Here is a 26,615-nt window from a genome sequence, read left to right as displayed (position 1 = left end):
TCGGCGCATCTGGCACCGCCGGACGCTCGCGCGAACACATGCGGTTTGGCAGGGCGGCTCGCCCGCCCATCCGCCTTGGTCGTAAGCCGGATGCACTCATCCCCACACTGGAGGTTCCATGCCCAAGGGCTACTGGGTCAGCGTCTACCCCACCATCGAGGATCCCGAGAGGCTTGATGCCTACAACAAGCTGGCAGGTCTCGCCGTTGCGGGCGCGGGCGGGCGGCTGCTCGCCGGTATCGGTGGCCGGGTCGAGGCACACGAAGCCGGAATCGCCGAACGCGTCGTCCTGATCGAATTCGACAGCTTCGAACAGGCGGTCGCCGCACGCGCGAGCGCGGCCTATCAGAAGGCGCTGGCCGAACTTCCCGACGGCTTCGAGCGCGATTTCCGCATCGTCGAAGGCCTCGGCTGACCGATGTCGCGGCCGGATGGCACGGTGGTCGACGCGCCCGAGTCCGGTCCTGTCGCGGCGCCGCCGGGGTCGGCCGATTCCGGGTTGTGGGCCGGGCGATGGCAGAAATGTACCCATGGATGTCTTTTCGGACTCTCGGAGAGAAGGCGCCCTTCGCGCATGCTGGTCCCATGAGTGAAACCGCGGAACCGGGCGTGTCGAGGACCACGGTCGAGGTCGATGGCGAAGCCGCCAGCTACCTGACCGTGGAGCAGGACGGCCCGGTCGTGTTGCTGCTGCACGGTACGTATTGGAGCCGGGTGTGGCTTCCGGTGCTGAGCCGCCTCGCGGAGGCGGGACTACGACCCATCGCGGTTGATCTCCCTGGCCTGGGACGCTCGGGAGGCGAGTTGACCCTGGAAACGGCCACCGTCCCGGCCCTCGCGGGCTGGGTGACGCGATTCTTGTCCGCGTCGAGGATTTCCGGGCCGATCGCCGTGGGAGCGCACGACATCGGCGGCGCCATCGGACAGCATCTCCTGGTCCACGGTCGTCTGGAGGTGTCCCGGCTGGCGTTGGTCAATTCGGTCACCTACGACTCCTGGCCCGCGCCGCACGTAGCCCGCTTCGGGAATCCGGAGATCGCCGGCACCCTTCTCGATGCCCGCCGCCAAGCGGTGACCTCGGCATTGGCCGGTGCCGCCACCGAGCGACTCGTCGCCGAATATCTGGATCCGTGGCACGATCCGCGGGTCCGCCGCTCCTGGCTCGCCTTGGCCGGCGCGGCCGATAGCCGCTACACCCTGGATCTCGTTCCCGCGCTGAAACGGTCCACCACGCCCAAGTTGCTGATCTGGGGCGAGGACGATGCCTTCGAGACGGTGGAATACGCCGAGAAGTTCGCCTCGGAGATCCCGCGAACCACGCTCATCCGTATTCCGGAAGCGGACCACATCCCCACGGAGAACGCCCCCGGCAGGATCGGCCGCGCCCTCGTGGAGTTCTTTACGGCGTAGAGGCCGGACGGAAGCGCACCAGGGAGGTTCCGCCGACGTCGGCTGTTCGCGGCGACGACGGCTGCTCTCGGGATCAGTTCGACCAGGCGACCACGCCGATGTAGCCGAAGTTCTGGTGGCCGCAGCCGGTCCAGGTCACGAGGTAGCCTTCGGCGCGTTTCTGCTGGGCGAGTTGAGAGCCGGTCGCGTTGCACTGGGCCAGGGTGGATCCGGTGACCGTCTGCTGATAGTACGTGGCTGCTCGTGCGGGCGTGGTGATGACGACGGGCAGGAGGGTGATCGCCGCGGCGGCGCAGAGTTTCTTCAGCACGGGAGCAGCCAAGCACATCGCCGGCGAGGCTCTGTGGGTAATTTCCGCAGACAACGCCGCCTTTCTGGATGGCGAAGCGAGGGCGGTGCGTACGGCGGTTATCCGATCGGGTTGGCCGTCAACCCGGCCCGCTCGCTCCCGACGTGGCATCCGCCCGGCATGGCGTGAGCGGCTACCGTCTCTTGTGGACCGGTCAATCCGTACTCGTGACCGGCCTGGGCGGCTGGCTGGTCGAGCTCCGTCGCGGTCGTCACGCTGCTCACCACCCCGCCAGGAGCGCACCGCCCCCACGAGTGGAACCCGGCGAAATGGGTAAAGAGACCGGTATGACTGAAGGTCGAGTGGCGGTGTTCGCGCCGTCTCCGCAGCTGACGGTGACGGTGGAGGAACTGGACGGGGCGCCGGACGTCCACGTGCACGCGGGCGGACAGGGGGTATGGCAATCACGGATGATCGACGCACTCGGCGGGCAGGCGGTGTTGTGCTGCGCGCTCGGCGGGGAGACGGGACGGGTGCTGCGGCATCTGATCGGTGTAGCCGCCGAGGTTCGTGAAGTCGCGGCGCGCAACGGCGCCTACGTGCACGATCGGCGTGACGGCCGTCGCGACGAGGTGGTGAGGATGCCCGCCGACGCGTTGACCCGGCACGAACTCGACGATCTGTACGAGCTGACCCTGGTTCAGGCTTTGCGGGCGGACGTGGCGATCCTCAGCGGGCCGGACGAGGACGACGTGCCCGTGCCGCATTCGGTGTACGAGCGACTCGCCCGAGATCTGGGCACCCACGGCACTCCGGTCGTGGTGGACCTGTCCGGGGAGCGGCTCGCCCGTGCGCTCGCGGGTGAGCCGGCGGTGATCAAGGTCAGCCACGAGGAGATGGTCGAGGACGGGCTGGCCAAATCTGATTCGCTGACCGATCTCGCGGACGGTTGCCGAGAGCTGGCGTCGGGCAACGCGCGCGCGGTCGTCGTGTCCCGCGCGGCCGAGGAGACGCTCGCTTACCTCGAAGGACGGCTGGTCCTGGTCGAGTCACCCGACCTGACCCCGGTCGACACCCGCGGCGGCGGAGACTCGTTGACCGCGGGGCTCGCGGTCGGCCTGGCACAAGGCCGGTCACTGGAGGACGCGGTGAAGCTCGGGGCCGCGGCCGGCGCGATCAACGTGACCCGGCACGGTCTCGGTTCGGGGAGCGATGAGGCCGTGCGTGAACTGACCGGACGAGTACGGTTGAAACCGTGGGAGGCGTCCTGATGCGCGCCCTGATCACCAATGACGACGGTATCGACTCGCCGGGCCTGGCGGCGCTGGCCCGCGGTGCGGTGGACCACGGCTGGGACGTGGTGGTGGCCGCGCCCTCGGCGGAGGCCAGCGGAACCAGCGCGGGCCTGACCGGCGCCGGCGGCGAGGGCCGCGTCGCGGTCGAGCGGCGTGAATTGCCCGGCCTGCCCGATGTCCCGGTGTTCGCCGTCACCGCGCACCCCGGGCTGATCGCCTTGGCGGCCGCGCAGGGATCGTTCGGCGACCCACCGGAGATCGTCCTGTCCGGGGTGAACCACGGGGCGAACGTCGGGCGCGCGATCCTGCATTCGGGCACGGTCGGCGCGGCGCTGACCGCCTCGATCAACGGCGCCAGGGCTCTCGCGGTTTCCCTGGATGTGGGACTGGATCCCGGTCCGCGACCCCACTGGGACACCGCCGTCTCGGTCGCCGCGACGTTGTTCGACAAGCTCGCGGGACTGCCCGCCGGCACCGTCTTGAACCTCAACGTGCCCGATCGTGCCGAGACGGGACCGGTGAAGCGCGCCGGTCTGGCCGAATTCGGTGCGGTGCGCAGTCACGTCCAGAACGGCGAGGACGGCGCGTTCACCCTCACCGCCGTCACGGGCGAGGGTGAGCTGTCGCCGGGCAGCGACGCCCATCTGCTCGGTCAAGGCCACGCGACGGTGACCCCGCTGAAATCGGTCACCGAAGACAGTGCCCTGGACTGGTGATCGCGTACCCGGACGGTCCTTTTCGGACCTCGCGAGCGCCACCGGATCGAGTGATCATCGAAGTGCGCCGTATCCCTGGCCTGTCTTACGTTGGATGCCCGACGTGAGGGGGAATCGATGACCAGGACCGCCGAGGTCGGCAGGCCGGACGCCGCCCCGCCGGTCCTGAGCCGCAAGCGCAGGAACGCGGTGTTCGCGGCGGTCATGCTCGGGATGTTGCTCGCGGCGCTCGACCAGACCATCGTGGGGACCGCGTTGCCGACGATCGTCGGAGATCTCGGCGGGGCGGGGCATCTGTCGTGGGTGATCACCTCTTACCTGCTCGCCGAGACGATCATGACCGTCGTCGTCGGGAAGCTCGGCGATCTGTTCGGCCGCAAGCTGATGTTCCAGCTGTCGGTGATCGTGTTCACGGTGGGCTCGTTCTTCTGCGGTTTCGCCGACGACATGATCTGGCTCATCGTGGCCCGCGCGGTGCAGGGCCTGGGCGCGGGCGGCCTGATGGTCACCGCGACCGCGCTCGTGGCCGACGTCGTGCCTCTGCGCGAACGAGGCAAGTACCAGGGCATACTCGGCTCGGTCTTCGGCGTCGTCACGGTGCTCGGCCCGATGCTGGGCGGGCTGTTCGTGGACCACCTTTCGTGGCGATGGGCCTTCTATGTCAACGTCCCGATCGCGGTCCTCGTGCTGATCGTGGCGGCGAGCGCGATGCCGAGCGTCAAATCCGCGGCGAGGCCGGTGATCGACTACCTCGGCATCCTGCTGATCGGACTGGCCGCGACCGGCCTGACCCTGGTCACCAGCTGGGGCGGTACGCAGTACGCGTGGGATTCGCCGACGATCATCGGGATGTCGATCGGTTCGGTGATCTTGCTGGTGCTGTTCGTCTTCGCGGAGAAGCGCGCGAAGGAACCGACGTTGCCGATGCGGCTGTTCCGGAATCCCGTGTTCACCGTTTCGGCGATCCTGAGCTTCGTCGTGGGCTTCGCGATGCTCGGCGCGCTGTCGTACCTGCCGACGTATCTGCAATACGTCCACGGGATCTCGGCGACCAGTTCGGGTGTGCGGATGCTGCCGATGGTGATCGCGTTGCTGGTGGCCGGCGTATTCGCCGGCAACGTCGTCGGCCGGACGGGGCGGTACAAGATCTTCCCGATCGCCGGCGGGGTCGGCCTGACGCTCGGCTTGTACCTGCTTTCGCGCCTGACCCCGACGAGTGGATTCTGGGAGATGTCCCTCTACTTCGCCGTCCTCGGTCTGGGGATCGGGCTGAGCATGCAGGTACTGGTCATCGTCGTGCAGAACACCGCCGACTACCGCGACCTCGGCGTCGCCACGTCCGGTGTGACTTTCCTCAGGTCCTTGGGTTCTTCCTTCGGTGCGGCCATCTTCGGCACGATCTACGCCAACCAGCTGGCGTCGAACATGGCCGCGGCGGGCGCGGAACATCCGTTGCCGCCCGGTATCGACCCGAAGGCGGTCCAGGTCCCGAACGCGCTTCACGCCTTGCCGGATCCGGTGTCGGCGCCCTACATCCAGGCGTACAGCGATTCCCTGCACACGGTTTTCCTCTACGCCGCGCCGGTTGGGCTCGTCGCGCTGGTCTTGGCGTTCTTCCTCAAGGAGGTCCCGCTGCGGGACACCGCGCGGGCGGCCGCACCGGACCTCGGCGAGGGTTTCGCGATGCCGGAGTCGGGCAACGGCGACCAGGATCTCGAGCGTGCCGTCGGCCGTTTGCTGGCGCGCGACGGGAAGGCGGCTTCCTCGGGTGTCCTCATGAGGTCGGGCTGCGAACTCGACACCGGCGGATTGTGGTGCCTGGGGCAGGTCCGGTTGCGGGAACGCCGGAACAAGCCGACATCCCTGTCGGTGATCGGCGATCGTCACGGCATCCCGCCGGAGGTTTTCGAACCCGCGTTCGCGCGCCTCGAATTCACCGGGCATCTGACTTACAAATCCGGGAAATGGGCCACCACGGAGGCGGGACGCGCCGAACTCGAGAAGCTCATCCGGGCTTGGAAAGCCTGGCTGGCCGAACGGCTGCGGGACTGGAACCCGGAAGGACACGACGAACTGGACGCGGCGCTCGGCCGGGTCGCGAACCGCATCCTGGATCAGGCCGCCGAAGACCAGCCCAGCGGGAAGCACGCCGCGACCGTCTGAGCCGTGGTTCACGGTCCTTGGCGGTTTTCCGCTCGGTTCGCTTCCTCGATGCGGTGTTGTGCGTGGAAGAGTTCGACAGCTCGGGCGCGGACACGGGAGGCTTCTGTTGTGTCCCCGTTCGCGTGCAGAGCACGCGTGCTGCGGTCTCATAGTGTCGTGTGGCCTCGCGGTGCTTGCCTGCGTGTTCGCGCATGGCACCAGCCGAGTGAGTTGAGGCGCTGGGCCTGCTCCGCCGGGGCCTCCAGGTCCTCGTAGGTCTGGCAAGTGCGGAGAGCGTGCGACAACGCCTGGCCGAGTTCACCGGCCAGATCGAGAGTCCGGACGTCGTCGGCGAACCGGGATCGTGGACGGCGATCGGTGAGGCTTCCTACGTGTTCTGCCCACCGCTCACCAGCGTCCGCGACGGCGGAATCCTTTCCACCGGTACCTGAAGCCAATCCACAAGGGAGCGTGAAGGGGGCAGATCGGCCTGGCCCGATGTCCGGCGCCGGTCATCGGTCGCCGGACATCGGTCACGATGACTGATGCGTCCCCGCGGTGCTTCCCCATAGCGTTTCCGGCAGCACAGACGACTAGGAGACGACAATGACGAAGTACTTTCTGAGCCTCCCCCACGACTCCGCCGAGGAGCCGACGATGGAGAACATGGACCCGGCGGAGCTTCAGGAGATCATCGCCGCCGTCGGTGCGTTCAACACCGCCGTCGAGGAGGCGGGCGCGTTCGTGACCGCCGGTGGTCTGCAGCCGCCGTCGACCGCGACGACGGTGGACTACTCCGGTGACAGCCCCGTGCTGACCCCCGGCCCGTTCGTCGAGGCCAAGGAGTACCTCGGCGGGTTTTGGATCATCGAGGCCGAGAACGACGACGTCGCGATCGAGTGGGCCAAGCAGGCCTCGCGTGCGCTGCGCAGCAAGGTCGAGGTGCGTGCCCTCCAGGAAGAACCCGGCGCGTGACCGTCCGGCCGACGGCCTGGGCCCCTTGATGGAGCCGGTGAAACAGACTCAGGCGAACATCTTCTACGACGTGCACAGAAACTGAAGAGGCCAGGCCGGTTGCGGGGGGAAGCGGTGGCTCGAGTTTTGCGGATCCGGGTGCTGGGGCCGTTCGAGGTCGAGACGGCAGAGGGGCCGGTCGATGTGGGTGGCCGGCAGCGGGCATTGTTGGCGTCGCTGGCGTTTTCGGCGAATCAGGTCGTCCCGCAGTGGAAGCTGATCGACCACGTGTGGGGCGAGGAGTCGCCGCTGGACGTGCGCAATGGTCTTCAGACGCTGGTGAGCAGGTTGCGGCGGAGCCTCGGTGCGGACGCCGTCGAGACGACCGAGGGTGGGTACCTGCTGCGCGCCGATGCCGCCGAGCTGGACCTGCTCGCGCTGCGTGAGCTGGTCGACTCGGCGGCCGCCGCGGCACGGGCAGGGGACACCGGGCGGGAGTACGCGTTGCTCGAAGCGGCGGTCCGGCTGTGGCGCGGGGATCCGTTGGAAGATGTCGCGTCGCCGGGCCTGCGGGCGGAGGCCGGGCCGAAGGTCGCCGAGCTCTGGTTCGCCGCCCGCGAACGGATGCTGGACGTTGACCTGGAACGCGGTGACGGGCAGGAGGTGATCGCCGACCTGCTGGATCTGACGGCCCGGCATCCGCTGCGAGAGTCGCTGTGGGCCAGGTTGATGCTGGCACTGCACCGGGCAGGACGGCGGGCCGACGCGCTGGACGCCTACCGTCGGGTCTCCGAACTGGTACGGGAGCAACTCGGGCTCGACGTGGGGCGTGCCGTGGCCGATCTGCACCAAGCGATCCTCCGCGACGACGAGGCGCTCGTGGCCGAGCAGCCGGCCGCGGCGCAGGTGCCTCGCCAGTTGCCGGGTGACGTGCGCGGGTTCGTGGGGCGTGGGGACGAGCTGGCGGGTTTGGATCGCCTGGTGAGCGGAGCCGACGGGCAACCGGTCGTGATCTCCGCCGTCGACGGTGCCGCCGGTATCGGAAAGACGACCTTGGCCGTGCACTGGGCGCACCAGGTCGCGACACGGTTCCCGGACGGGCAGCTGTATCTGAACCTTCGTGGGTACGGCCCCAGTGCCCCGGTCGATCCGGCGGACGCGTTGGACGTGCTGTTGCGGTCGCTGGGGGTGCCGCCGGAGCGTGTCCCGGCGGATCTCGAAGAACGGGCCGCGCTCTGGCGTACCGAGTCCGCGGTGCGCCGGGTGCTGGTCGTGCTGGACAACGTTCGTGACAGCGCCCAGGTGCGGCCGTTGCTGCCCGGCGGGGGCTCGGTCGTGGTGACCAGCCGTCGCAAACTCCGTGGCCTGACCGCCCGGGAGGGAGCGCGGCACGTCACCTTGGGCTTGCTCTCGCCCGTCGAGGGGCTGGAGTTGTTCACCGACCAGGTCGGCCAAGAACGGGTGGCGGCCGAGCCGGACGCGGCGGCGGCGATCGTGGAGTTGTGCGCGCGGCTGCCACTGGCGTTACGGCTGGCCGCGGACCACGCCGCCCGGCACCCGGAGTGGCCGTTGTCGGCGCTGCGGGACGAGCTGGCAGGCCAGCACGGGCTGGATGTGCTGTCGGTCGACGACGATCGCGACACCGACCTGCGTTCGCTGTTCGACTGGTCGTATGACGTGCTCGATTCGCAGGCGACGGCGGTGTTCGATGTGCTGGGCCTGTTTCCCGGCGACACCATCGGCGAGCACGCGGTCGCCGCGCTGGCCGCGATCCCGCCGGCGGAGGCGGGTGCCGCGCTCAGGCGGTTGGCGGAGGTCAGCATGCTCCAGCAGCGGTTGCCCGATCGGTTCGAACTACACGACCTGCTGCGGCAGTACGCGCGCGACAAGGCGGTGCGGTTGCCCGGCGGCCAGGCCGCGATCGAACGGCTGGTGGCGCATTACGTGCTCACCGCGGAGCGGGCGCGCGAGCACCTCAGCGGCACTCCGCACCGGATGCCGGTCGCCCCGGCCGTTCCCGAGGTGCCCGTGGTCGAGTTCACCGACCACCACGCCGCCGTCGCCTGGTTCGACCGGGAAATCGACACGATCGCCAGGCTCGTTCTCGGTGTGGACGAGCACGGCCTACACGTTCAAGCCGCAGTGCTTTTCCAGCTGTCTTGGCAGTATCTCTACCTGCGCGGGCATTGGCGGCGGATGGTCGCGATGGGAGAGACCGCCATCCGCGGCGCGGCCAGTGTGGGGGACCGGTTCCTGCAGGCGAAGTGCTTCAACGGGGTGAGCACCGGCTATGGCCGGGTCTTCGAGCGCGACAAGCAGATCGACTACTGTTACGCGGCGCTGGCGGTTTTCCGCGAGTTGGGGGATCGCGCCGAACAGGGCACGTCGCTGCTCAACCTGGGGTCGGCCCTCAATTGGCAGCGCCGGTTCGCCGAGGCGGTCGAGCCTCTGCGTGAGGCCGTCCGGCTCTACGAGTCCGCCGGTGACCACCTTTCCGCCGCGATGGCACTCAACAACCTCGCGGACACCTTCGTCGGCCTCGACCGCTTCGAGGAGGCGCGGGGACCCGCCCGGCAAGCGCTGGACACGTTCCGCAAGGGGAAGGAGCCCGCGCGGATCGTCGCCGGCCTGGAGACCATCGCGGCCGTCCAGGCGGGCTCGGGCGATCACCACGCCGCCGCCGCGACGTACCGGGAAGCCGTCGACCTCGTCGAGGAGGTCCACGTGACGAGGTCGGCGGTGCCGCTGCGGGTGAAACTGGGACACGCGCTGCTCGCGCTCGGCGACGTCGACCAGGCGCACCGGGTGTGGCGGGAGGCCTATGACCGATGCCTGCGCGAGGGCGATCAAATCGCCGCCGACGAGATTCGGGCACTTCTGACCGCGCCGCACGGCTGACAATGCCGCGCAAGCGCGACGACAGCGGTCATCGCGTTTTCGCCCTAGGTCCTGTTCGTGCGACGCGGCCCGCCACGCCGGCGGGAGCACACGGCCGCGCTGCCGGACGAGGCGTCGGCCTCGGCGGCCGCCGTCCGGTTCGACCGGCAAGGTCAGTGTGCTGGGCGCGACAGGCTCGCGAGAACCTGCTTGGCGGCCCGTTCGCCTGATGAGGCGGCGTCGGCGAGTGAGGGCATGTCGAGCTGGTAGTCACCGGCCAGATAGATGGGGCCGAGGTGTTCGCGCAGCGTCGGCAGTGAAGCGCGTCCGCCGGGCGCCCAGAACGGCACGACCCGGTGGTGGCGCCGGACGATCCCCTCGCCGAGCTTCCCCTCGAGTTCGGGATAGAGCGAGAGGAGGTCCGCGGTGAACCGGGTGACGATCTCCTCATCGGTGAGCTTGAAGAGGTCGTCGGCCACGGCGCCGCCGGCGAAGCACGCGAGCGCGCCGCCCGGCTTGCGTGGACCGGGACCGCGCAGGGCCGCGGCGTGGTTGAACATCGCCTGGAACGACAGCTGGGGCGTCGACACGGCGATGTAGTCGTCCCACTGTTGCGGGCCCTCCTCGCTGGTGAAGAAGCCCACCACCACGTACCGGCCGTAGTGGATGTCGTCGAACGCAGTCCGGTACCCGGCCGGGAGGCCTGGCAGGATCTTGATCGCGACATCGCTGGGAACGGCCACGATCGCGCGGCGGGCTCGGATACGCGCGGGTCCGTTTTCGTCGTGGTAGTCCACGACGACGCCGTCTTCGGTTCGTTCCACCGATCGCACCGGGGAGTTCAGCCGCAGCCGATCGCCGAGGTCGGCGGCCAGGATGTCGGTGAGGGTCTGGTTTCCTCCTTCCGGCAGGGAGAAATTGGGCACCTTCGCCGGGTCGGTCAGGAGAATGCCCATCGAGACGACGAACTGGGTCGCGGCGGTTTCCTCGGGTTCGCAGCCCATCCATTGCCCGGACCACGACCGGACCATGTCCCGCGCGACGTCGGACTTGATCCCTCGGAGCACGTATGACGCGGAGAGGGCGTCGAGCTTCGCACGCACTCGCTTCGCCAGGCGGTTGCCCGGGTTCAGTTGCAGGAACGGTGCCGCCGCGAGGATGCGGGCGCCGACGGCCGCGAGCGCGACCCGGTCCCGCAAGGTCATCCGGGACCGGAACATCAGGGCGAACGGATTCGAGGTGTCGACCTGTTTTCCGTGGAGCGCGAGGGCCACCTTCTTGCCCGCCAACGTCCCCATGCCGATCCGGTGGCGTTCGAGGGCTTCGATCAGCGGGCCGGTGCCTTCGGTGAACTGGGTGCCGAGGTTGATCCAGTAGTCACCTCGGCGGACCGACTCCACGCGTCCTCCGGCTCGGCTGCCGGCTTCGAGTACGACGACGTCCCGATCGGACAGTGTGGTCGCCGCCATCAACCCGGCGATACCGGCGCCGACCACGACGACGTCCGTCGTGTGCTCGTGGAGGGATTCGGTCATGATGCGCTCCGTGCAGGTGTCGACGTCAGCGCCGAGGAAATGGCCCGTACCAGCCGTCGCGTGGCCCTCCTGCTGCTCGGGCTGATCGCGGTGAAGGCGATGTAGCCGTGCACGAGTTCACGTTCGTGGAGCACCTCCGCCGGTACGCCGCTTTCCGCCAACGCGGCCGCGTAAGCGAGTCCGTCGTCGCGGAGCGGGTCGAATCCGGCGACGGCGACAATGGCCCGGGGGAGACCTGCGAGGTCTCCGGCGAGCAAAGGGGAAACCCGAGGGTCGAGATGGTCGGTCCCATCGGGGAGGTAGTGGTCCATGAACCACGCGATCTGCTTCGCCGACAACGCGGGGGACCCCGCGAACTCGTGCTGGGAGGGCCGTCGTTCCGAGATGTCGGTGACCGGCTGGATGAGCACCTGCATCATCGGCTGGACGGCCTGACCACGAAGTTGCCGGCAGAGCACGGCGGCGATGTTGCCTCCGGCGCTTTCACCGGCGACGACGATCCGGTGCGGGTCGATTCCCCAGTCGGCGGCGTGGTCGACGGCGTACCGCCACGCGGCGAGTGCGTCTTCGTGCGCCGCCGGGAACGAGTGCTCGGGTGCGAGCCGGTACTCGACGGACAGGACGTCGGCGCCCGTTCCCTGGGCGAGCATCCGCGCCGGCGCGGCGTAACTCGCGCGGCTCCCCAGTACGAATCCGCCGCCGTGGAAGAAAAGGAGCAAACCTCGGTTCGGGGTTCCGCAGCTGTAGCGGGTCGCCCATAGTCCCTCGCCGAGATCCACGTCCTGCTCGACGGGGCAAGGCGCGATCCGGTCGGCGAACAGTGCCGCGTCGCGTTCGGTGACCTCCCGGGCGGCGGCCACCGGCAGGTCGCTGTAGTCGCCACCGGCTTCCGTGAGTTTCATCAGGAGGGCGACGTCGGGCGCCATCCGATCGCCGGCGTTGTTGACCGGAGGGTGTGCCAGCAGTTTGAGGAGCGGGGGAGGAGTGCGGCTCAGGGCGATGACGAGGGCCCGCTGAAGACGCCGGCGAGCCGCGGTCATGAGTCGGCCGCCGCGCCCGTGAGGTCGGCGGCGGGTGCCCGGACGGAGAACTGGATGTTCTCGTCGACGAGCCGCCCTTTGAAGAGCCGGTTGTCCTTGACGAAGGTCGTGTGCATCCGCCACGGCAATTCGGTGCCCTGGCGGGGAAGTTCGGGTTTGGCCCGTTGCATGTAGCCCGCGGTGAGGTCGAGGAGGTCCGCGGTGGGGAGTCCGTCCGGGACGACCGGGACCGCGATGTCGTAGCCGTTGGCGTCCATGCGGCGGAGCACGTCGCCGACCAGGCGGCACACGTTGCTCAGGCGGAGGGTCCAGGACGCCTTCGTGTAACCGAGCATCATGGCCCAGTTCGGGATTCCGGAGATGAGGGCGCCGCGATAAAGGAGGGCGTCGGACATCTTCACCGGGTGACCGTCCACTGTGGGCTGGATGCCGCCCAGCATCTGCATGACGAGGCCGGTCGCGGTGACGATGACGTCGGCCTCCAGCGTCTTCCCCGATTTCAGCAGGATGCCGTCCTCGGTGAAGCGGTCGATCCGGTCGGTGACCACGTCGGCGTTGCCCGCACGGAGTGCCTTGAAGAACTCTCCGTCCGGGGTGACGCAGAGACGCTCGTCCCACGGCGCGTACGGCGGATTGAAATGGGTGTCCACGTCGATGTGCGGCGGAAGCTCCTTGAGCGTCCACTTGCGAAGCGCCTTCCGGCCGAAGTCGGGGAATTTGCGCAGGGTGGAGACGAGCAGGAAGTCGATCCAGATGTTCTTCAGCCGTGTGGCCGCGTAGCCGCGCTTGGCTCCGAGCAATTTGGTGAGCTTGACGGCGATGTTGTCGAACCGCGGCTGGGAGGCGATGTAGCTGGGGGTGCGCTGGAGCATCGTCACGTGCGCAGCGGCGCCGTCGCCGGTCAGCATGGCCGGGAGCATGGTCACGGCCGTCGCGCCACTTCCGATGATCACGACACGTTTGCCGCGGTGGTCGTAGTCCTCGGGCCAGTGCTGGGGATGCAGGATGTCGCCCCGGAAGTCGTCACGACCCTCGAAGTGGGGCGTGTACCCCTCGTCGTATCGGTAGTAGCCGGTGGCGCTGAAGACGAAGCGGGTCTTGATCGTCTTCGTGCGTTCGGTGCCGGCGTCGTCGGTCGCGGTCACTTGAAGCGTCCAGCGCGCTTCGGCGCTCGACCAGTCCGCGGAGGTCACCCGGTGCCGGAGCCGCAGCACGGTGTCGAGGCCGAACTCGCTCACCGTCTCGTCGAGGTATTCGCGGATCAGCGGCGCTTCGGCGATCGCGCTCCGATGCCGCCACGGCTTGAACTCGTAGGCGTAGGTGTGCAGATCGGAGTCGGACCGGACACCCGGATAGCGGAACAGGTCCCAGGTACCGCCGATCGAGTCGCGGGACTCCAGCAGGATGATCTTCTTGTCGGGAAAATCGTTCCTCAGGTGCTGGGTAGCGCCGATACCGGAGATGCCGGCGCCGATGACGACGATGTCGGCGGCCTCCGTCGCGTCTGCGTCGTTCATGCTGCACTTCCTTCTCGGTTGGCGGGGACGACGCCGGTCCCGCGGGCGCGGGTGGCGACGATGGGTTCGGCGAGGATTTCCGCTGCGCCCGTGCCGTCGACGGACCGGGCGATGACGCGCAGCTCGAAGTCGATCGTCCGGCTCCTGGTGCCTTTCGCCGCGAGCCGTGCCTCGACCTCGATGACGTCGCCGCCGCGCACCGGCGCCAGGAATTCCACGGACGAGTAGCCCGCGAAGAGGCCCTCGTGGCCGTCCGTGACGATCGCGAGATGAGTTCCGGCGTCGCCGAACAGCGCCAGGCCGTACGCGCCGTCGACGAGATTTCCGGCGTAATGAGCCTCGGAGTAGGCGACGTAGCGCTGGTGGATGACGTGCATCAGAACTCCTAGTAGGTCATCTGATTAAGTCAGGTGATCTAGTGTGTGACAACTTCGACCCCTCGTCAAGGGGTGGTTCGGGAGCTCGCCCGAAAGGGGCTGTTGACAAAGCCGCAGGAGGGTGCCCATCATCTTCGTCAATTGATCGAGTCATTTGACTAACTCTGGCGCGATCGTCGCCAAGATCGAAAGGGCCGCTGATGGCCGAGATCATGACGTTTCCCGAGGCGCCCGTGAGGGAGGGCTCGGCCCTTCCCGTCACCATCGACGACGACGCGAGTCCGGTCGTCCGGCTGATCGGGCGTACTTTGCGTGACTCGTCGCGGATCGGTCACGCACAGGAGGTCTTGGACCGGTCCGCCGGCACCGTGGTGGTCCGTTCCCACGACACGCCGCAGACCGCGACGATCTCCTTTGACAGCAAGGCGATCACGGTGTCCGGTGGAGCCGTGATCGACCCCGGCGCGGTGGTCGTCGTCGATCTGCTGGCGCGCTTCGCCGCTGTGGGGGAGCCGTCCGGTGATGTCGTCCTGGCCGCCGGCATCCTGCGGGCGTTGGCGCCGCCATTGCCGCACTGGCGTGCGGCCGCCCAGAATTTCTGGTCGGTGACAAGGAAAATCCCCGGCATTCCCGATGTGTTGATCGTCGACGCGGATGGCCCCGGCGGCCCGGAGCGGCACCGGTTCGGCGACGGCCCGACCGAGTACCTGATCGCGGGGCCATCCGACGTGCTCGCCGGTGTCCTCAGTGGAGCGGACGACTTCGCCGCCTCCTTGGCGGCCGGCCTGCGGGTGAAGGGCACGCTGTCGCAACTGTCGGTCATGACGGCCGCTTCCTGGAGGGTTCGTTTCGATGTCTGATCTCAAGAACCGCGCCGTGCGCCTCGAAGCGACGAATCATGACGGAAGCCTTCTCGGCAAGACCGTGTCGAGCACGAAGTTCGCGTCAGGCAAGAACAGCGGCTTCGCCTTCGCCGACATCCTGTTCGCGATCGACCTCGGCAACGAGATCGTCCTCGGTGACGCCTTCCCGGACTGGCGCGGCAACCTTTACGACATCCAGATGATCCCCGACCTGTCGACCTTCGTCGAATGGAAGCCGGGCCTGGACTCGGTCATCGGCGACTACTGGCTGAAGGACGGCACGCCCGTGCCGATCTGCCCGCGGAACCTCGTGCGGAAGCTGGTGGCCCGGCTCGCCGTTCTCGGGTACACCGCGACCGTCGCCGTGGAGATCGAAGCGACCCTGTTCGAGGAATCCGTTCAGGAGGCGCGAAAGCTCGGGTACCGGGACCTCACGCCCTTGGGCGGCGGCACGGGAGCCACCTATCACTTGGCGAGGTCCAAGGACTGGGTCGACTACATGGAAGCGGTCGTCGGCCGCCTCGATCGGCTCGGCATCGCTTGGGAGGCCTGGACCGACGAGGCCGCCGCCGGGCAGACGGAGCTGAACCTGCCGCCGACGGACCCGATCACGCTGGCCGACTCCTGGGCACGGACCCGGCAGGTCATGCGTGAGGTCGCGTTCGAGCAGGACCACACGGTGACCTTCATGGCCAAACCGACGGCGGGTTACGGCCAGGGCGCCCACCTCAACCTGTCGCTCCAGAGCGACGGAGTGAACCGGTTCTTCGCCGAAGACGGCCCGTCTCCGCTGATGCGGCACGCGGTCGGGGGACTACTGGCCACGATGGCGGGCAACACCTCGCTCGCGTTGCCGCAGATCACGTCCTACCGGCGGCTGGTCGACTTCACCGGACCGCCCACCGTCGTCAGCTGGGGCGAAAACAACAAGACGGCCGCGGTGCGCGCCATCACCGGCCACCCGAAGTACTCGCGCCTCGAGTATCGGCTTCCCGGTGCCGACGTGAACCCCTATCTCGCGCTGGCGGGCGTGCTCGCCGGGGTGCTGGCCGGTGTGGAGCGGGAGATCGAACCACCGGGGCAGGTCACGGACATGGCCTGGTGCCTGCCCGACAGCGCCGGCGTGCCCCGGATCCCGGACACGATGTCGAAGGCGGCCGCGGCCCTGGGCGCCGACCCGCTTCTGCGCGAGTACCTCGGTGACGAGTTCGTGGACTTCTGGGTCGCGTCACGGCGCTGGGAGTGGATGGAGTTCCACACCAAAGGCGGCGACCCGTTCGCCGAACTCTCCCAGTGGGAGTCCACCCGCTACTTCGAGTTCCCGTGAGCGCGCGTCCGCTGATCGGCATCACCGGCAGGCGGTTCCGGCTGGAGCTGATCGAGGGAGCCGACGAGCGATACGGAGACCGTTGCCTCGACAGCTACATGTCGGACTTCGCGAGCCGGATCGCGCAGGCCGGCGGGCTGCCGGTGCATCTCTCCTACGACACCGACGCGGCGGAGATCTGCCGGCAGCTCTCCGGGGTGGTCGTCACCGGTGGGCAGGACGTCCACCCGGCGTTCTGGGGTGGCGACCCGGGTGTGGTCCGCGACGTCGATCCGCGGCTGGACCCGATGGTCCACGACAGCGAGCGGGACGAATACGAACTCGGGCTCGTCCGTGCCGCGCTGGAGGAAGGGATTCCGGTGCTCGGCGTCTGCCGGGGGATGCAGGTGCTCAACGTCGCCCTCGGCGGCACCCTCGTCGCCGACCTGCCTGCCGGACCCGTGAGCCATCTGTCGGCGGAGACCGCGCCGACCGACGGCACCGCCGATCATCTCGTGTCCTTCGAAAAAGGCTCGATCGCCGCCGGCCTGTTCGGCGAGCACGCGATGACCAACTCGTGGCACCACCAGGCCGTCGACCACTGCGGCACCGGCCTGGTCGTGACCGGACGGACGAGCGATGGCGTGATCGAAGCGGTCGAGCTCCCGGGCGCACCGGTGCTCGGCGTCCAGTGGCACCCGGAGTGGATGAAGAGCGAGGACCCGGCGATGACGTGGATCGTCGAGGCCGCGGCGAAGAGGCGAAGGAGCTTGCCATGAGCGCGAAAGTGGCGCCCGGACAGGCGGGCGACGACCCCGCCACCCCGACCCTGACGGAACTGCTGTCGCAACGCGCGAAGGACTCACCGGATCGGGAGTTCCTGCGCTTCGGGGAGTGGGCGTGGAGCTTCGCCGAGATCGACGACTGGACCTCCCGGCTGGCGCACCGGCTGATCGAGGTCGACGGTGTCCGGCCGGGCGAGCGTGTCGCGATCATGCTGCCGAACGTCGTGCACTGGCCCGTCGTCTGGCTGGCCACGCTGAAAGCGGGCGCGATCGCCGTACCGATCAACAGTTCTTACCGGCGTGCCGACCTCGACTTCGTGCTGCGGGACTCCGGGGCACGCGTCGTGTTCACCGACGCCGACCGCTCGGCTCTGATCGCGGAGGTCGTCACCGGTGAGGACGTCCGCGTCGTCGACGTCGCCGACGACGGCTCGGAGGCGTTCCCGGCGATACTCCCGCCCGTGCCGATCGACGGCGCGGCGCTGGCGAACCTGCAGTACACGTCGGGCACCACCGGTTTCCCCAAGGCGTGCATGCTCACCCACGACTACTGGGTCCGGCTGGCCTGGATCTGCGCGTCGGCGACCGGACTCGGGCCCGAGGACGTTCTCCTGACGGCGCAACCGTTTTCCTACATGGATCCACAGTGGAACACCGCACTGGCACTCACCGTCGGCGCGCCACTGGTCGTACTGCCCCGATTCTCGGCGTCGACCTTCATGGCGGACGTCCGACGGCATCGTGCGACCTTCTTCTACGTTCTCGGGTCCATGCCGACGTTGCTGTTCAAACAGCCGTCTTCTCCCGAAGACCGCGACAACGACCTCCGCCTCGCCTTTTGCTCGGGAATTCCGACCGGACTCCACGCCCGGCTGGAGGAACGATGGGGCGCCCCGTGGCGCGAGGTCTACGGAATGACCGAATCCGGGATCGACCTGTTCAGCCCCTTCGACGACGTCGGCGCGGTGGGAAGCGGGAGCCTGGGGCGGCCCGTACCGACGAAACAGATCCTCGTCGTCGATCCCGACGGCTCCGAGGTGCCCGACGGCGAGGCCGGTGAGCTGATCATCGCCGGCACACCGATGATGAACGGCTACTGGAACCGCCCCGAAGACACCGCCCGGGTGCTGCGGGACGGCTGGCTCCACACCGGAGATGTCGTCGTCCGCCGTCCGGGTGACGGAATCCGGCTGGTCGGCCGGATCAAGGACATGGTGCGGCGTGGTGGCGAGAACGTCGCGAGCGTCGAAGTCGAAGCCGCCCTGGAGCGTGACGACCTGGTGGTCTCGGCCGCCGTCGTCGCCGAACCCGACGAGACGCTCGGCGAGGAGGTCAAGGCGTTCGTCCAGCTGGCGGCCGGCGTTCCCGCCGGACTGGCGACGGCCGAGCGGATCGTCGAGCGGGCGGGCGACGAACTCGCGCGGTTCAAAGTGCCGCGCTACCTCGAGTTCGTCAGCGATTTCCCGCGCACGCCGTCCGAACGCATCGCCAAATCGGCGCTCAAGGCCCGAGCCGCGGCCGAGCCCGGCGTGACCTACGACCTCGGCGCGCGACGGGGATTCCTCGGCATCGACGTCGTCCGAGGCGTTGCGGTGCTGACTCTCCGGCGCCCCGAGAAGCTCAATGCCATGGACGTCGCCACCCGGCGTCGTCTGGCGAGCGTCATCCGCGAATTCGGCACCGGTGAGACCGTGCGGGGGATCGTGCTCACCGGCGAGGGCCGGGCCTTCTCCGCGGGCGAGGATCTCCACAGCGCACCGTCGACGGAAGCCGGGATGCGTGAGGCGTTCGCGAGTTTCCACGACATCACCAGGGCGATCCTCGAGACACGGATACCCGTGGTCGCGGCCGTCAACGGCATCGCGGTCGGGGGCGCCTCGGAGATAACCCTGTGCTGCGACACCCGCATCGGAACCCCGGAAACCGTGTACTACCAACCGGAAAACGGCCGGGGCATCACGATCTCGAACGCGTCCAGCGTGCTGCTGAGGCGGCTCATCGGCAACCACGCGATGCGAGTGGTGCTCGGATCCCCTCGGATCGGGGCCGACGAAGCGCTTCGGATCGGTCTGCTCGACGAGATCGTCGAGCCCGGCGCCCTGATCGACCGCGCCGTCGACACCGTCGTCGCGTGGACGCCGGAGGGCAATACGACGGCCCTGCATCTCGCGCTCCTGCGCCCACCGGCAGAGGACGTCGAAGCGGCCTTCGCCCGGGAAGATCTCGCCGCGGCCCAGGCATGGGAGAGCGGGGCTCTGGCCGCGGGCATCCAGGCCTTTCTGTCCACAAAGGACACCGAAAAGGAGACCTCGACATGATCGACACCCAGGCCGCGGTGCTGACCGCCGTCGGCGAACCGCTCGCATTGACCGTCATCCGGGTGGACGACCCGGAACCGCACGAGGTGCGGGTCGCGGTCACCAACGTCGGGCTGTGCCACAGCGACCTGCACTACATGACCGGAACGGTCCCGACCGGGCTGCCGGTCGTGGTCGGCCACGAGGTGGCCGGTGTGGTCGAGGCGGTCGGCTCACAGGTGTCCGGGCTGCGTCCCGGGGACCGCGTGGTCGGCGCGCTGACCCCGTCCTGCGGCCGGTGCGCGAACTGTGAGGCGGGGCGGTCGACCCAGTGCCGGCGGCTGGGGGAGATCCGCCACCGTCCCCGGCCCGCGTTCCAGACCACGGCAGGAGAGCCGATCGAGCGCCTCGGCGACATCGGGGCGTTCTCCCGGCATGTCCTCATGCGCGAGAACTCGCTGGTGAAGCTTCCCGACGACGTTCCACTGCACGTCGGCTGTCTTCTGGCCTGCTGCGTGATCACCGGTGTCGGCGCGGTCTTCCGGGGCGCCCGGGTGCGACCGGGCAGCACGGTCGCGGTCATCGGGTGCGGCGGCGTCGGATCGGCCATCATCCAAGGCGCCCGGCTCGCCGGAGCGTCGGCCATCGTCGCGATCGACCTCGACGACGACCGGCTCAAGGCCGCGCGCGGCTACGGCGCCACCCACGTCATCAACGGCGGGGACGAAGACCTGGTCGTGGAACTCCACCGCCAGTTGGGCGACGGAGTGGACTACGCCTTCGAGGCGGTCGGCTCGGCCCGCACCGCCGCGACGGCTCTCGCCCTGGTGCGCCCGACGGGGACCGCGTGCCTCGTCGGGATCGCACCCGGAGGCACCGAACTCAGCGTTCCGGCATCGGACTTCTTCTTCGAGGAGAAGCGGCTCATCGGCTCCTACATGGGCTCGGGTCAAGCGCGGCAGGACATCCTCCAGCTCGCTCGCCTCTACCAGCAGGGACGCCTGCTGCTCGACGAGATGGTCACGCGCGTCGTCCCCTTCGGCGAGATCAACGAAGGCTTCGAGGCGATGAAGTCCGGCGATGTCACCCGGATCGTCGTCGACCTCCAGTCCTGACCGCGAAGGAACGTGAAGATGAGCAACGAGATCCCCCGGCCGGTGAACTACATCGCCGATGCCTGGTACGAAGCCGAGACGATCCCCGACACGTGGAACGTCGACCCCAACACGCGCGAACCCGTCCACCGCTCCGTCACGACGCCACCCGACGACGTCGAGCGGGCGCTGCGGCACGCGGAGCGCGTGTACGACGTCGGCCGCTGGGACGAGGACGCTCGCCGTGAGCGCGCCGCGATGCTCGAACGCGTGGCGGACATCGTCAAGACCCGGGCCGAGGACATCGCCCGCACGGACTCGCTGACCAGCGGCACGCCGATCAGCGTCACGCGCAAGGTCGCGGCCTTCCTGCCCATGAGGATCCGGGCGTCGGCGGCGGACCTGGTGAACATCCCGCGCGTCACCGCGCTCGCGGCAGGCGGCCGCGACGTCCGCCTCCACAAGGTGCCGTGGGGTCCCGCCGCGATCCTCACGCCGTGGAACGGCCCGAGTTTCATCCCGGCGGCCAAGCTCGCCAGCGCCGTGGCCGCGGGCTGCCCGGTCATCCTCAAACCTTCGGAGCACGCGCCCGGCAGCGCACAGCTCATCGTCGAGTGCTTCGTCGAGGCGGGCCTGCCCAGTGGCACGCTGCAGCTCGTGCACGGCGCCGGCGACGTCGGCGCCCGGCTGACCACCGACCCCCGCGTCAAGATCGTCTCGTTCACCGGCGGGCCCGCCGCCGGGCGCGCCATCGCGCGGGCGGCCGCGGAAGACTTCAAGGTCCTGCAGCTGGAGCTCGGCGGGAACAATCCGGTGCTCGTGCTCGACGACGCCGACCTCGACGTCACCGCGGACGGCATCCTCGACGGGATGACCAAACTCAACGGTCAATGGTGTGAGGGACCGGGCAAGATCCTCGCGCACCGCAGCCTGATCGCCCCTCTCCTCGAAGCACTGACCGAGCGGATCTCCAAGCTCGTCGTCGGCCACTCCCTCGACGAGGACGTCCAGATCGGCCCGATCTCCAACGCCCCGCATTTCGGGACCCTGCAAAGCCGGATCGAGGGGCTGCGCGACATGGGGGCGACCATCCACCGGCCCGCTCGGCTGCCCGAACTCGACGGCTTCTTCCTGTCACCGACCATCGCGGTCGGCGCGGACCCGGCTCAGGCGACGGCCGAGCTGTTCGGCCCGGTCGTCTCCCTGCACGCCGTGGACTCCGACGAACAGGCGCTTCGGATCGCCAATGCCAGCCCCTCAGGGCTCGACGCCTACGTGTTCGGCACCGACACCGATCGCGCCATAGACGTCGGCTCCCACATCCTGGCCGGCGAAGTGCGCGTCAACGGCGCCAAAGTCGCCGATCTGGGTGACGACTCGGCGCAGAGCTTCTGGGGTCCGGCCGGTATCGGCGGCCACGGGCCTGCCGAATCGGTGCGCGTCTTCTGCGGCGATCGGGTCGTCGGTGTCGATTCGCCCGACTTACCGCTGTGACGTCATCGCCCGACCGGGGTGGAGCCGAGCCGGGCCGCGAGCCAGCTGTCGAGCACCGACGTGGCGATCTCCATCTGCCCCAGCGCGGCGGCCCGGTCTCCGTAGGTCAACCAGTTCGCGGCGAAGCCGTCGGCCAAGGTGGCGAGGACGAAGGCGATCTCGTCGATGACCTCCGGATCGATCGGATGGTCCGGATCGGCGTCGCGAAGTGCGGCGCGCACCGTGTCGAGAGCCTTGTCGTACACCGCGATACCGCGGTCTCCGTGCTGGCGCCGTGCCCAGCTGATGAGTTCCACCGTCGCCGCCGTGAAACTGGCCGACTCGAGGTAGCACTCCATGACCCCGCGCAGGAGCCGCCGAGCCGTCTCTCGCAGGTCACCGGGGGAGTCGTTGCCCTCGAGCGCGTCGCGGTACCGGCCAGCCACGAACTCGTAGACGTCGGCGAAGAGATCCTCTTTGGAGTCATAGCAGTAGTGCAGCATCGCCAGATTCGCCTGCGCCTGCTCGGCGATCCGCCGGGTCGTCGCACCCTCGATGCCGTAGGTCGCGATGACCTCCACCGCGGCCTTGATGAAGTCGCTGCGCCGTTGGGCGGCGGAGATCCGTGGCACGCAGTCCTCCCGGTGCACGTAGTTGGACGCTTGATTAAGTCAAGGCCAGCTTAGCAGCGAGACTACTTAGGCAAACGACTTGATCGGATGACTAAGTTCGGCGTAGCCTATGGGCTGGATCACAAGTCCGCGCAGCTCCCCAGGGCTTCGGCCGCCGGCCCGAACTCCGCCTTCTGCTCAGAGGCGAAGGCACGACCCGAAGGAAACATGGACATGAAGGACCTGCTCTTCATGCTGGCGGATCTCTGGATGATCTTCGCCGGCTTCTATTTCGGCTGGAAGTTCATCCGGCGCTACGGCAACTACCTGCTCGGCCTGGAATGGATGATCGTCGCCACCTCGGGGTCGAACTTTCTTCTCTGGGCACTTCTCGGCGGCGACGAAAGCAGCCCGCTGTACAGCATCGCGTACTTCTTCGACGCCTTCTCCAGATCAGTCGGCATCACGCTCATTCTCGTCATGGGCCTGATGCGCGTGACGCACCGCTACAAGCCCTCGGTCGCGGTCGACGTCGGAGTCTTCGCGCTCGCCGCGGCCGCCGGGCTCTACCTGCAACAGTTCCGCGCCGATCAGCTGCACCTCGGCCCGGCGACGTTCTATGTCGTGGTCAACGTGCTCACGACGGCATTCCTCGCCTACTTCGTTTGGCGGCTCTGGCGCATCGGCGCCAAAAAGCAGGCCGTGAGCGCCGCGCTGGTCACCATCGCGGGATCCGTCATCGCGATCACCTACGACTTCTTCCCGCTCGCGGGTGACGACGCGCACCGGACGCTGTTCTACAGCGCCGCGCTGGCCACGTGGGGATTCCAGATGTTCGTCTACTACTTCGCCTATCGCGCACTGCACGACCACAATGCGGCAGCGCCTGCCGAACGCGTTTCGGGACAACGGTCTGCCGCGTACGCGAGGAAAGATCGATGAAGACCGACAACGTCGAGTACACAGCCTTCTGCGGCTGGGTCGATCCGCCCGCCGACGTCCGGCCTTCACTGGCCGGGGACCTCACCTGTGAGGTCGCGGTCGTCGGCGGCGGTATCGGCGGCATGTCGACGGCGCTGCGGCTGGCCGAACGAGGACAGGACGTCGTGCTGCTGGAGGCCGAGTTCTGTGGGCACGGTGCCAGTTCGCGCAACGCCGGGCAGCTGGCGGGAGCCCCAGGTGGAGACCTTCAGCTCCTCGACCTGTTGTACCGCAAGAAGATGCCCGGCATGATCCGCCTCGCCGAACATGCCGCGCACCACGTCGAGAGCCTCATCGAAAAGTACGGCATCGACTGCGGTTACGAACGGACGGGCAATGTCTTCGCGGCGGTCTCCCGAGGACAGATGGGCCGGGTGCGCCGCGTGACCAGGATCCTGCGGCGCGCCGGCGCCGACGTGACACTGGGAACGAGCGAAGAACTCGGCATTCCCCGCGGCTTCCTCGGCGGGATGCGGGAAAACGTCGGCGGGATCATGAACCCCGGTCAGTTCACCGCGGGGATGCGTCGAGCGCTGCTCCGCACCTCCGCGCGAGTCTTCGAACAGACGAAGGTCACCGACGTCGGGCGCGACCGCGGCCAGGCGGTCATCACCACTCCCCGGGCTCGAGTGCGGGCGAACAAAGTGGTTCTGGCAACGAACGCGTACGCGGGGGAGTGGGACATCACGCCTCCTCGGCTCTCCGTGCCCATCTGGGTAGTCGAAGTGGAAACCGAACCCATCGACCCGGCCCGGCTGGAGGCACTGGGATGGTCCAGCCGATCGGGGCTGGTCACCCAGCACAACATCATGGAGAACTACCGGCTGACACCGCGCGGCACCATCGTCTTCGGTGTCCGGCGGCTCGAGCGCGGCAGGACGTATCCACTCCCTCGAAAGCTGCCGGACCCGGCGCTCGTCGAAGAACTCGCCGAAGCCTTCACGGCACGGTTCCCGGCTCTGTCGGACGTCGCGATCGAGCGCGCCTGGGGAGGATGGATCGCGATCACTTCGTCCTGGCTGCCCATCGCCGGGCAACTGGACGACGCCACCTACTACTCGATCGCGTGCAACGGTCACGGCCTTGCCCAAGCACCCTATGTCGGCTCCCTCATCGCTGACCTGATCGTCGACGGAGAGCGCCACGTGGACCTGGAGGCACTGTGGGTGAAGAAGCCCAAGTTCCCACGTCCGCTGATGATGGGCTCCTTGGGACTTCGGGCGATCTGGGCTGTCGACCGCTTCAACGACCTCGTGAACGGAAGCAAACGCAAGAGCGCCCAGCGCCTGTAGGCACCACACGTGCCGAGGTTCTACCTCGACGCGTTCGCCCGTGACAGCCGGACTGTGGAACTGCCGGGTGATCGGCGATGACACGTGGCCCCTCAAGCCGGAAGAGCGACAGGCTCTCGCAGAGTTCGCCGTCTGTCCGATACCTCCGGGGACCCCACTGGACGTCCGAAGACGATCCACCTTTGTGAAGATCGGCTGATTGACCGCAGCGCCGCGAACTTCGGTGACTCGGAGGATCACGATGCCGGGGTCACGCACGCGCTCGTGTTGTCAGAGAGTGCGACCTCTCGCTGGGTGGTGGACCAGGGCCAAAGACAAAGCCTCGCTCAAGTGATCTTGAGCGAGGCGTGGGGTAGTGATGTGTCCGAGGCGGGCCCTAACACCTGTTCGCAGCATCCCTGCGCGGGATGCGTGTTCATGGGCCGCCATAGCTGGTACCGGTGGGTGTCTGCCAGCCGGTCGTTTCGATCGCCGATTTCCGCGCGACGTGATCATGGCGAGGATGAAGGGCAGGGGCACTTGATGTTGTTCGCGGGCGGGGAGCTGGCTTGGCCTGTCGACCGTCTCTGGTCTCGTCGTTGGTACGGCCGCCAAGTGAAGCCGTTACGGTGTCTCGTTCAGCTCCCCGGTGGTCGCGGAGCAGCCCGAGGCGGCTGCGAACACCGGAGAGTTGCAGTGACCAACGGCAGGCGTTCGTGATCAGCTTCCGCCGATGGGTCCTGGCTGCTCCATCGGAAGCCGACCATGGTGGAGGCAGCTCCGGCTTGGGAAAGGGGGCCCTCGTCGCGATCGGCGGTTTGTGGTACTGGCCCCAGCCGCGCCGACGGTTCCTGCCCAGAGCCTGCGGATGCGGCCAGAAGGGCGTGCGTGCGGTGACCTGGTCGGTGGCCTCCGGGCTAGTGTGGTTGGGGTGACCGCTGAGCTGCTGCACCGTGCCATGACTGATCCCGGTGATCTTGCTTTGCGTTCCCTGCCGGTCCGTGCCGCGCTTCTGCTTGAGAAGCTGCAGGCCCCACCTCGGTTGGTCGCGCACCTCCGCGCGGTTCACGACGTTGCCTGTCAGTTGAAGGAGTGGGTCCATCAGCATTATCCCGACGTGCGGTTCGATGGGGACGCGGTGGCGTTCGGCGCGGCCATTCACGACATCGGGAAAGCCGAACACCCCGACGAGTTGTGCGGGCCTGGCTCCGCTCATGAGCAGGCCGGATATCAGCTATTGCTGAAACTGGGGGTCGAGGAGGATTTGGCACGTTTCGCCCGCACGCACGCATCGTGGACCGCGGTCGGGGTCAGTGTGGAAGACCTGCTGGTCAGCCTTGCCGACAAGGTGTGGAAGGCCAAGCGCGTGCCGGACCTGGAGGAGTTGATCACGGTGCGCTTGGCAGCTTCTAGCGGTCAGCAGCCGTGGGAAACATTCATGGCGCTGGATGACGTGCTTGACCGGATTGCTGCTGACGCGGACGGTCGACTGGCCTTTCAAGCGAGCTATCCGGTCGCGGCGTGACTCGCTTTCGCCACGGTTGCCCGGCTGCGCTTATTTCTGTGGTTGGAGTCGGTAGAGGGACCCGTTCTTGACGGCGATCACTCCGTCGATCGTCGCACCGGGTGGGGCGATGGCCTGCCAGGCCATGCCCTCGGCCGGGGTCATCACGAACGCGGGCAGCGGTTCGCCGAACAAGCTGCTGAACGTGTCGTTCCTCGGTTCTTGACCGACGACCCTCCTCGGTGGGCCACTGGACGCAGGCCGGTGGCCCACCGACT

Annotated in this window: 24 protein-coding genes; 18 read left to right on the top strand and 6 right to left on the bottom strand. The window is 68.2% G+C overall.

Features of this window, described 5'->3' with window-relative positions:
* The first annotated feature begins 118 nt into the window (after window positions 1-118).
* Both H4W30_RS23845 and H4W30_RS23840 read left to right on the top strand, forming a co-directional pair.
* Window positions 119-415 carry a DUF1330 domain-containing protein gene (locus H4W30_RS23845; RefSeq protein ID WP_192744901.1) on the top strand — a complete coding sequence of 99 codons (297 nt, stop codon included), beginning with the start codon at window positions 119-121 and terminating at the stop codon, window positions 413-415.
* Window positions 416-585: 170 nt separating this feature from the next.
* Window positions 586-1,410, top strand: coding sequence for an alpha/beta fold hydrolase (locus H4W30_RS23840; protein WP_192744900.1), 825 nt, complete (start codon window positions 586-588; stop codon window positions 1,408-1,410).
* Window positions 1,411-1,483: 73 nt separating this feature from the next.
* Here the strand turns inward: H4W30_RS23840 and H4W30_RS23835 are convergent, their stop codons facing one another.
* Entirely contained in the window at window positions 1,484-1,720 is a 237-nt protein-coding gene (locus H4W30_RS23835) for a hypothetical protein (protein WP_192744899.1), read from the bottom strand.
* 326 nt (window positions 1,721-2,046) lie between these two features.
* Between H4W30_RS23835 and H4W30_RS23830 the strand changes: the two genes are divergently transcribed.
* The 6 genes from H4W30_RS23830 to H4W30_RS23805 all read left to right on the top strand — a co-directional run bounded on the left by H4W30_RS23830 (window position 2,047) and on the right by H4W30_RS23805 (window position 9,704).
* Window positions 2,047-2,970 carry a 1-phosphofructokinase family hexose kinase gene (locus H4W30_RS23830; RefSeq protein ID WP_225949844.1) on the top strand — a complete coding sequence of 308 codons (924 nt, stop codon included), beginning with the start codon at window positions 2,047-2,049 and terminating at the stop codon, window positions 2,968-2,970.
* The gene (surE, locus tag H4W30_RS23825) at window positions 2,955-3,710 is read left to right on the top strand and encodes a 5'/3'-nucleotidase SurE (RefSeq protein ID WP_318780659.1); all 756 of its coding nucleotides are present in this window, start codon (window positions 2,955-2,957) and stop codon (window positions 3,708-3,710) included. Before H4W30_RS23830 ends, surE begins: the two co-directional genes overlap by 16 nt.
* 117 nt (window positions 3,711-3,827) lie before the next feature.
* A complete protein-coding gene (locus tag H4W30_RS23820) occupies window positions 3,828-5,873 on the top strand; it encodes an MDR family MFS transporter (protein WP_192744898.1) in 2,046 nt (681 codons plus the stop codon).
* A 275-nt stretch (window positions 5,874-6,148) separates the two neighbouring features.
* A complete protein-coding gene (locus H4W30_RS23815) occupies window positions 6,149-6,304 on the top strand; it encodes a hypothetical protein (RefSeq protein WP_192744897.1) in 156 nt (51 codons plus the stop codon).
* 154 nt (window positions 6,305-6,458) lie between these two features.
* A complete protein-coding gene (locus H4W30_RS23810) occupies window positions 6,459-6,827 on the top strand; it encodes a YciI family protein (protein WP_192744896.1) in 369 nt (122 codons plus the stop codon).
* Window positions 6,828-6,941: 114 nt separating this feature from the next.
* Window positions 6,942-9,704 carry an AfsR/SARP family transcriptional regulator gene (locus tag H4W30_RS23805; RefSeq protein WP_318780658.1) on the top strand — a complete coding sequence of 921 codons (2,763 nt, stop codon included), beginning with the start codon at window positions 6,942-6,944 and terminating at the stop codon, window positions 9,702-9,704.
* A 152-nt stretch (window positions 9,705-9,856) separates the two neighbouring features.
* Here H4W30_RS23805 and H4W30_RS23800 read toward each other — a convergent pair whose 3' ends face one another.
* The 4 genes from H4W30_RS23800 to H4W30_RS23785 are packed head-to-tail and all read right to left on the bottom strand — an operon-like array spanning window position 9,857 to window position 14,152.
* On the bottom strand, window positions 9,857-11,218 hold the full coding sequence (locus H4W30_RS23800; RefSeq protein ID WP_192744895.1) for a flavin monoamine oxidase family protein: 1,362 nt from the start codon (window positions 11,216-11,218) through the stop codon (window positions 9,857-9,859).
* Window positions 11,215-12,258: an alpha/beta hydrolase gene (locus H4W30_RS23795; RefSeq protein WP_192744894.1), complete on the bottom strand. Its 1,044-nt coding sequence runs from the start codon at window positions 12,256-12,258 to the stop codon at window positions 11,215-11,217. The genes H4W30_RS23800 and H4W30_RS23795 overlap by 4 nt, the downstream gene beginning before the upstream one ends.
* A complete protein-coding gene (locus H4W30_RS23790) occupies window positions 12,255-13,775 on the bottom strand; it encodes a flavin-containing monooxygenase (protein ID WP_192744893.1) in 1,521 nt (506 codons plus the stop codon). Before H4W30_RS23790 ends, H4W30_RS23795 begins: the two co-directional genes overlap by 4 nt.
* The gene (locus tag H4W30_RS23785) at window positions 13,772-14,152 is read right to left on the bottom strand and encodes a hotdog domain-containing protein (RefSeq protein ID WP_192744892.1); all 381 of its coding nucleotides are present in this window, start codon (window positions 14,150-14,152) and stop codon (window positions 13,772-13,774) included. The genes H4W30_RS23790 and H4W30_RS23785 overlap by 4 nt, the downstream gene beginning before the upstream one ends.
* A 200-nt stretch (window positions 14,153-14,352) precedes the next feature.
* Here H4W30_RS23785 and H4W30_RS23780 point away from each other — a divergent pair, with 200 nt between their 5' ends.
* From H4W30_RS23780 to H4W30_RS23755, 6 genes are read left to right on the top strand one after another with little or no spacing between them, the layout of a single operon-like run.
* Window positions 14,353-15,012 carry a hypothetical protein gene (locus tag H4W30_RS23780; RefSeq protein WP_192744891.1) on the top strand — a complete coding sequence of 220 codons (660 nt, stop codon included), beginning with the start codon at window positions 14,353-14,355 and terminating at the stop codon, window positions 15,010-15,012.
* On the top strand, window positions 15,005-16,342 hold the full coding sequence (locus H4W30_RS23775) for a glutamine synthetase family protein (protein WP_192744890.1): 1,338 nt from the start codon (window positions 15,005-15,007) through the stop codon (window positions 16,340-16,342). The genes H4W30_RS23780 and H4W30_RS23775 overlap by 8 nt, the downstream gene beginning before the upstream one ends.
* Entirely contained in the window at window positions 16,339-17,100 is a 762-nt protein-coding gene (locus tag H4W30_RS23770) for a gamma-glutamyl-gamma-aminobutyrate hydrolase family protein (RefSeq protein ID WP_192744889.1), read from the top strand. Before H4W30_RS23775 ends, H4W30_RS23770 begins: the two co-directional genes overlap by 4 nt.
* A complete protein-coding gene (locus tag H4W30_RS23765) occupies window positions 17,097-19,424 on the top strand; it encodes an AMP-binding protein (protein WP_192744888.1) in 2,328 nt (775 codons plus the stop codon). The genes H4W30_RS23770 and H4W30_RS23765 overlap by 4 nt, the downstream gene beginning before the upstream one ends.
* On the top strand, window positions 19,421-20,518 hold the full coding sequence (locus H4W30_RS23760; RefSeq protein WP_192744887.1) for a Zn-dependent alcohol dehydrogenase: 1,098 nt from the start codon (window positions 19,421-19,423) through the stop codon (window positions 20,516-20,518). Before H4W30_RS23765 ends, H4W30_RS23760 begins: the two co-directional genes overlap by 4 nt.
* Before the next feature lie 18 nt (window positions 20,519-20,536).
* Window positions 20,537-21,991 (top strand): aldehyde dehydrogenase family protein, encoded by a 1,455-nt coding sequence (locus H4W30_RS23755; RefSeq protein ID WP_192744886.1) that lies wholly within the window; start codon window positions 20,537-20,539, stop codon window positions 21,989-21,991.
* A gap of 2 nt (window positions 21,992-21,993) precedes the next feature.
* Here the strand turns inward: H4W30_RS23755 and H4W30_RS23750 are convergent, their stop codons facing one another.
* Complete coding sequence (locus tag H4W30_RS23750) at window positions 21,994-22,602, bottom strand: TetR/AcrR family transcriptional regulator (RefSeq protein WP_192744885.1); 609 nt, start codon at window positions 22,600-22,602, stop codon at window positions 21,994-21,996.
* A gap of 213 nt (window positions 22,603-22,815) precedes the next feature.
* Between H4W30_RS23750 and H4W30_RS23745 the strand changes: the two genes are divergently transcribed.
* The 4 genes from H4W30_RS23745 (at window position 22,816) to H4W30_RS23730 (ending at window position 26,563) form a co-directional block, all read left to right on the top strand.
* Window positions 22,816-23,523: a transporter gene (locus tag H4W30_RS23745; protein ID WP_192744884.1), complete on the top strand. Its 708-nt coding sequence runs from the start codon at window positions 22,816-22,818 to the stop codon at window positions 23,521-23,523.
* Window positions 23,520-24,854, top strand: coding sequence for an NAD(P)/FAD-dependent oxidoreductase (locus H4W30_RS23740; protein ID WP_192744883.1), 1,335 nt, complete (start codon window positions 23,520-23,522; stop codon window positions 24,852-24,854). The genes H4W30_RS23745 and H4W30_RS23740 overlap by 4 nt, the downstream gene beginning before the upstream one ends.
* A gap of 910 nt (window positions 24,855-25,764) precedes the next feature.
* Window positions 25,765-26,358 carry an HD domain-containing protein gene (locus H4W30_RS23735; RefSeq protein ID WP_318780657.1) on the top strand — a complete coding sequence of 198 codons (594 nt, stop codon included), beginning with the start codon at window positions 25,765-25,767 and terminating at the stop codon, window positions 26,356-26,358.
* Window positions 26,359-26,425: 67 nt separating this feature from the next.
* Window positions 26,426-26,563: a hypothetical protein gene (locus H4W30_RS23730; protein ID WP_192746945.1), complete on the top strand. Its 138-nt coding sequence runs from the start codon at window positions 26,426-26,428 to the stop codon at window positions 26,561-26,563.
* Window positions 26,564-26,615 lie beyond the last annotated feature (52 nt).

This window comes from Amycolatopsis roodepoortensis (assembly GCF_014873915.1).
Taxonomy (GTDB): Bacteria; Actinomycetota; Actinomycetes; order Mycobacteriales; family Pseudonocardiaceae; genus Amycolatopsis; species Amycolatopsis roodepoortensis.
This window is presented reverse-complemented; position numbering and strand designations above follow the sequence as displayed.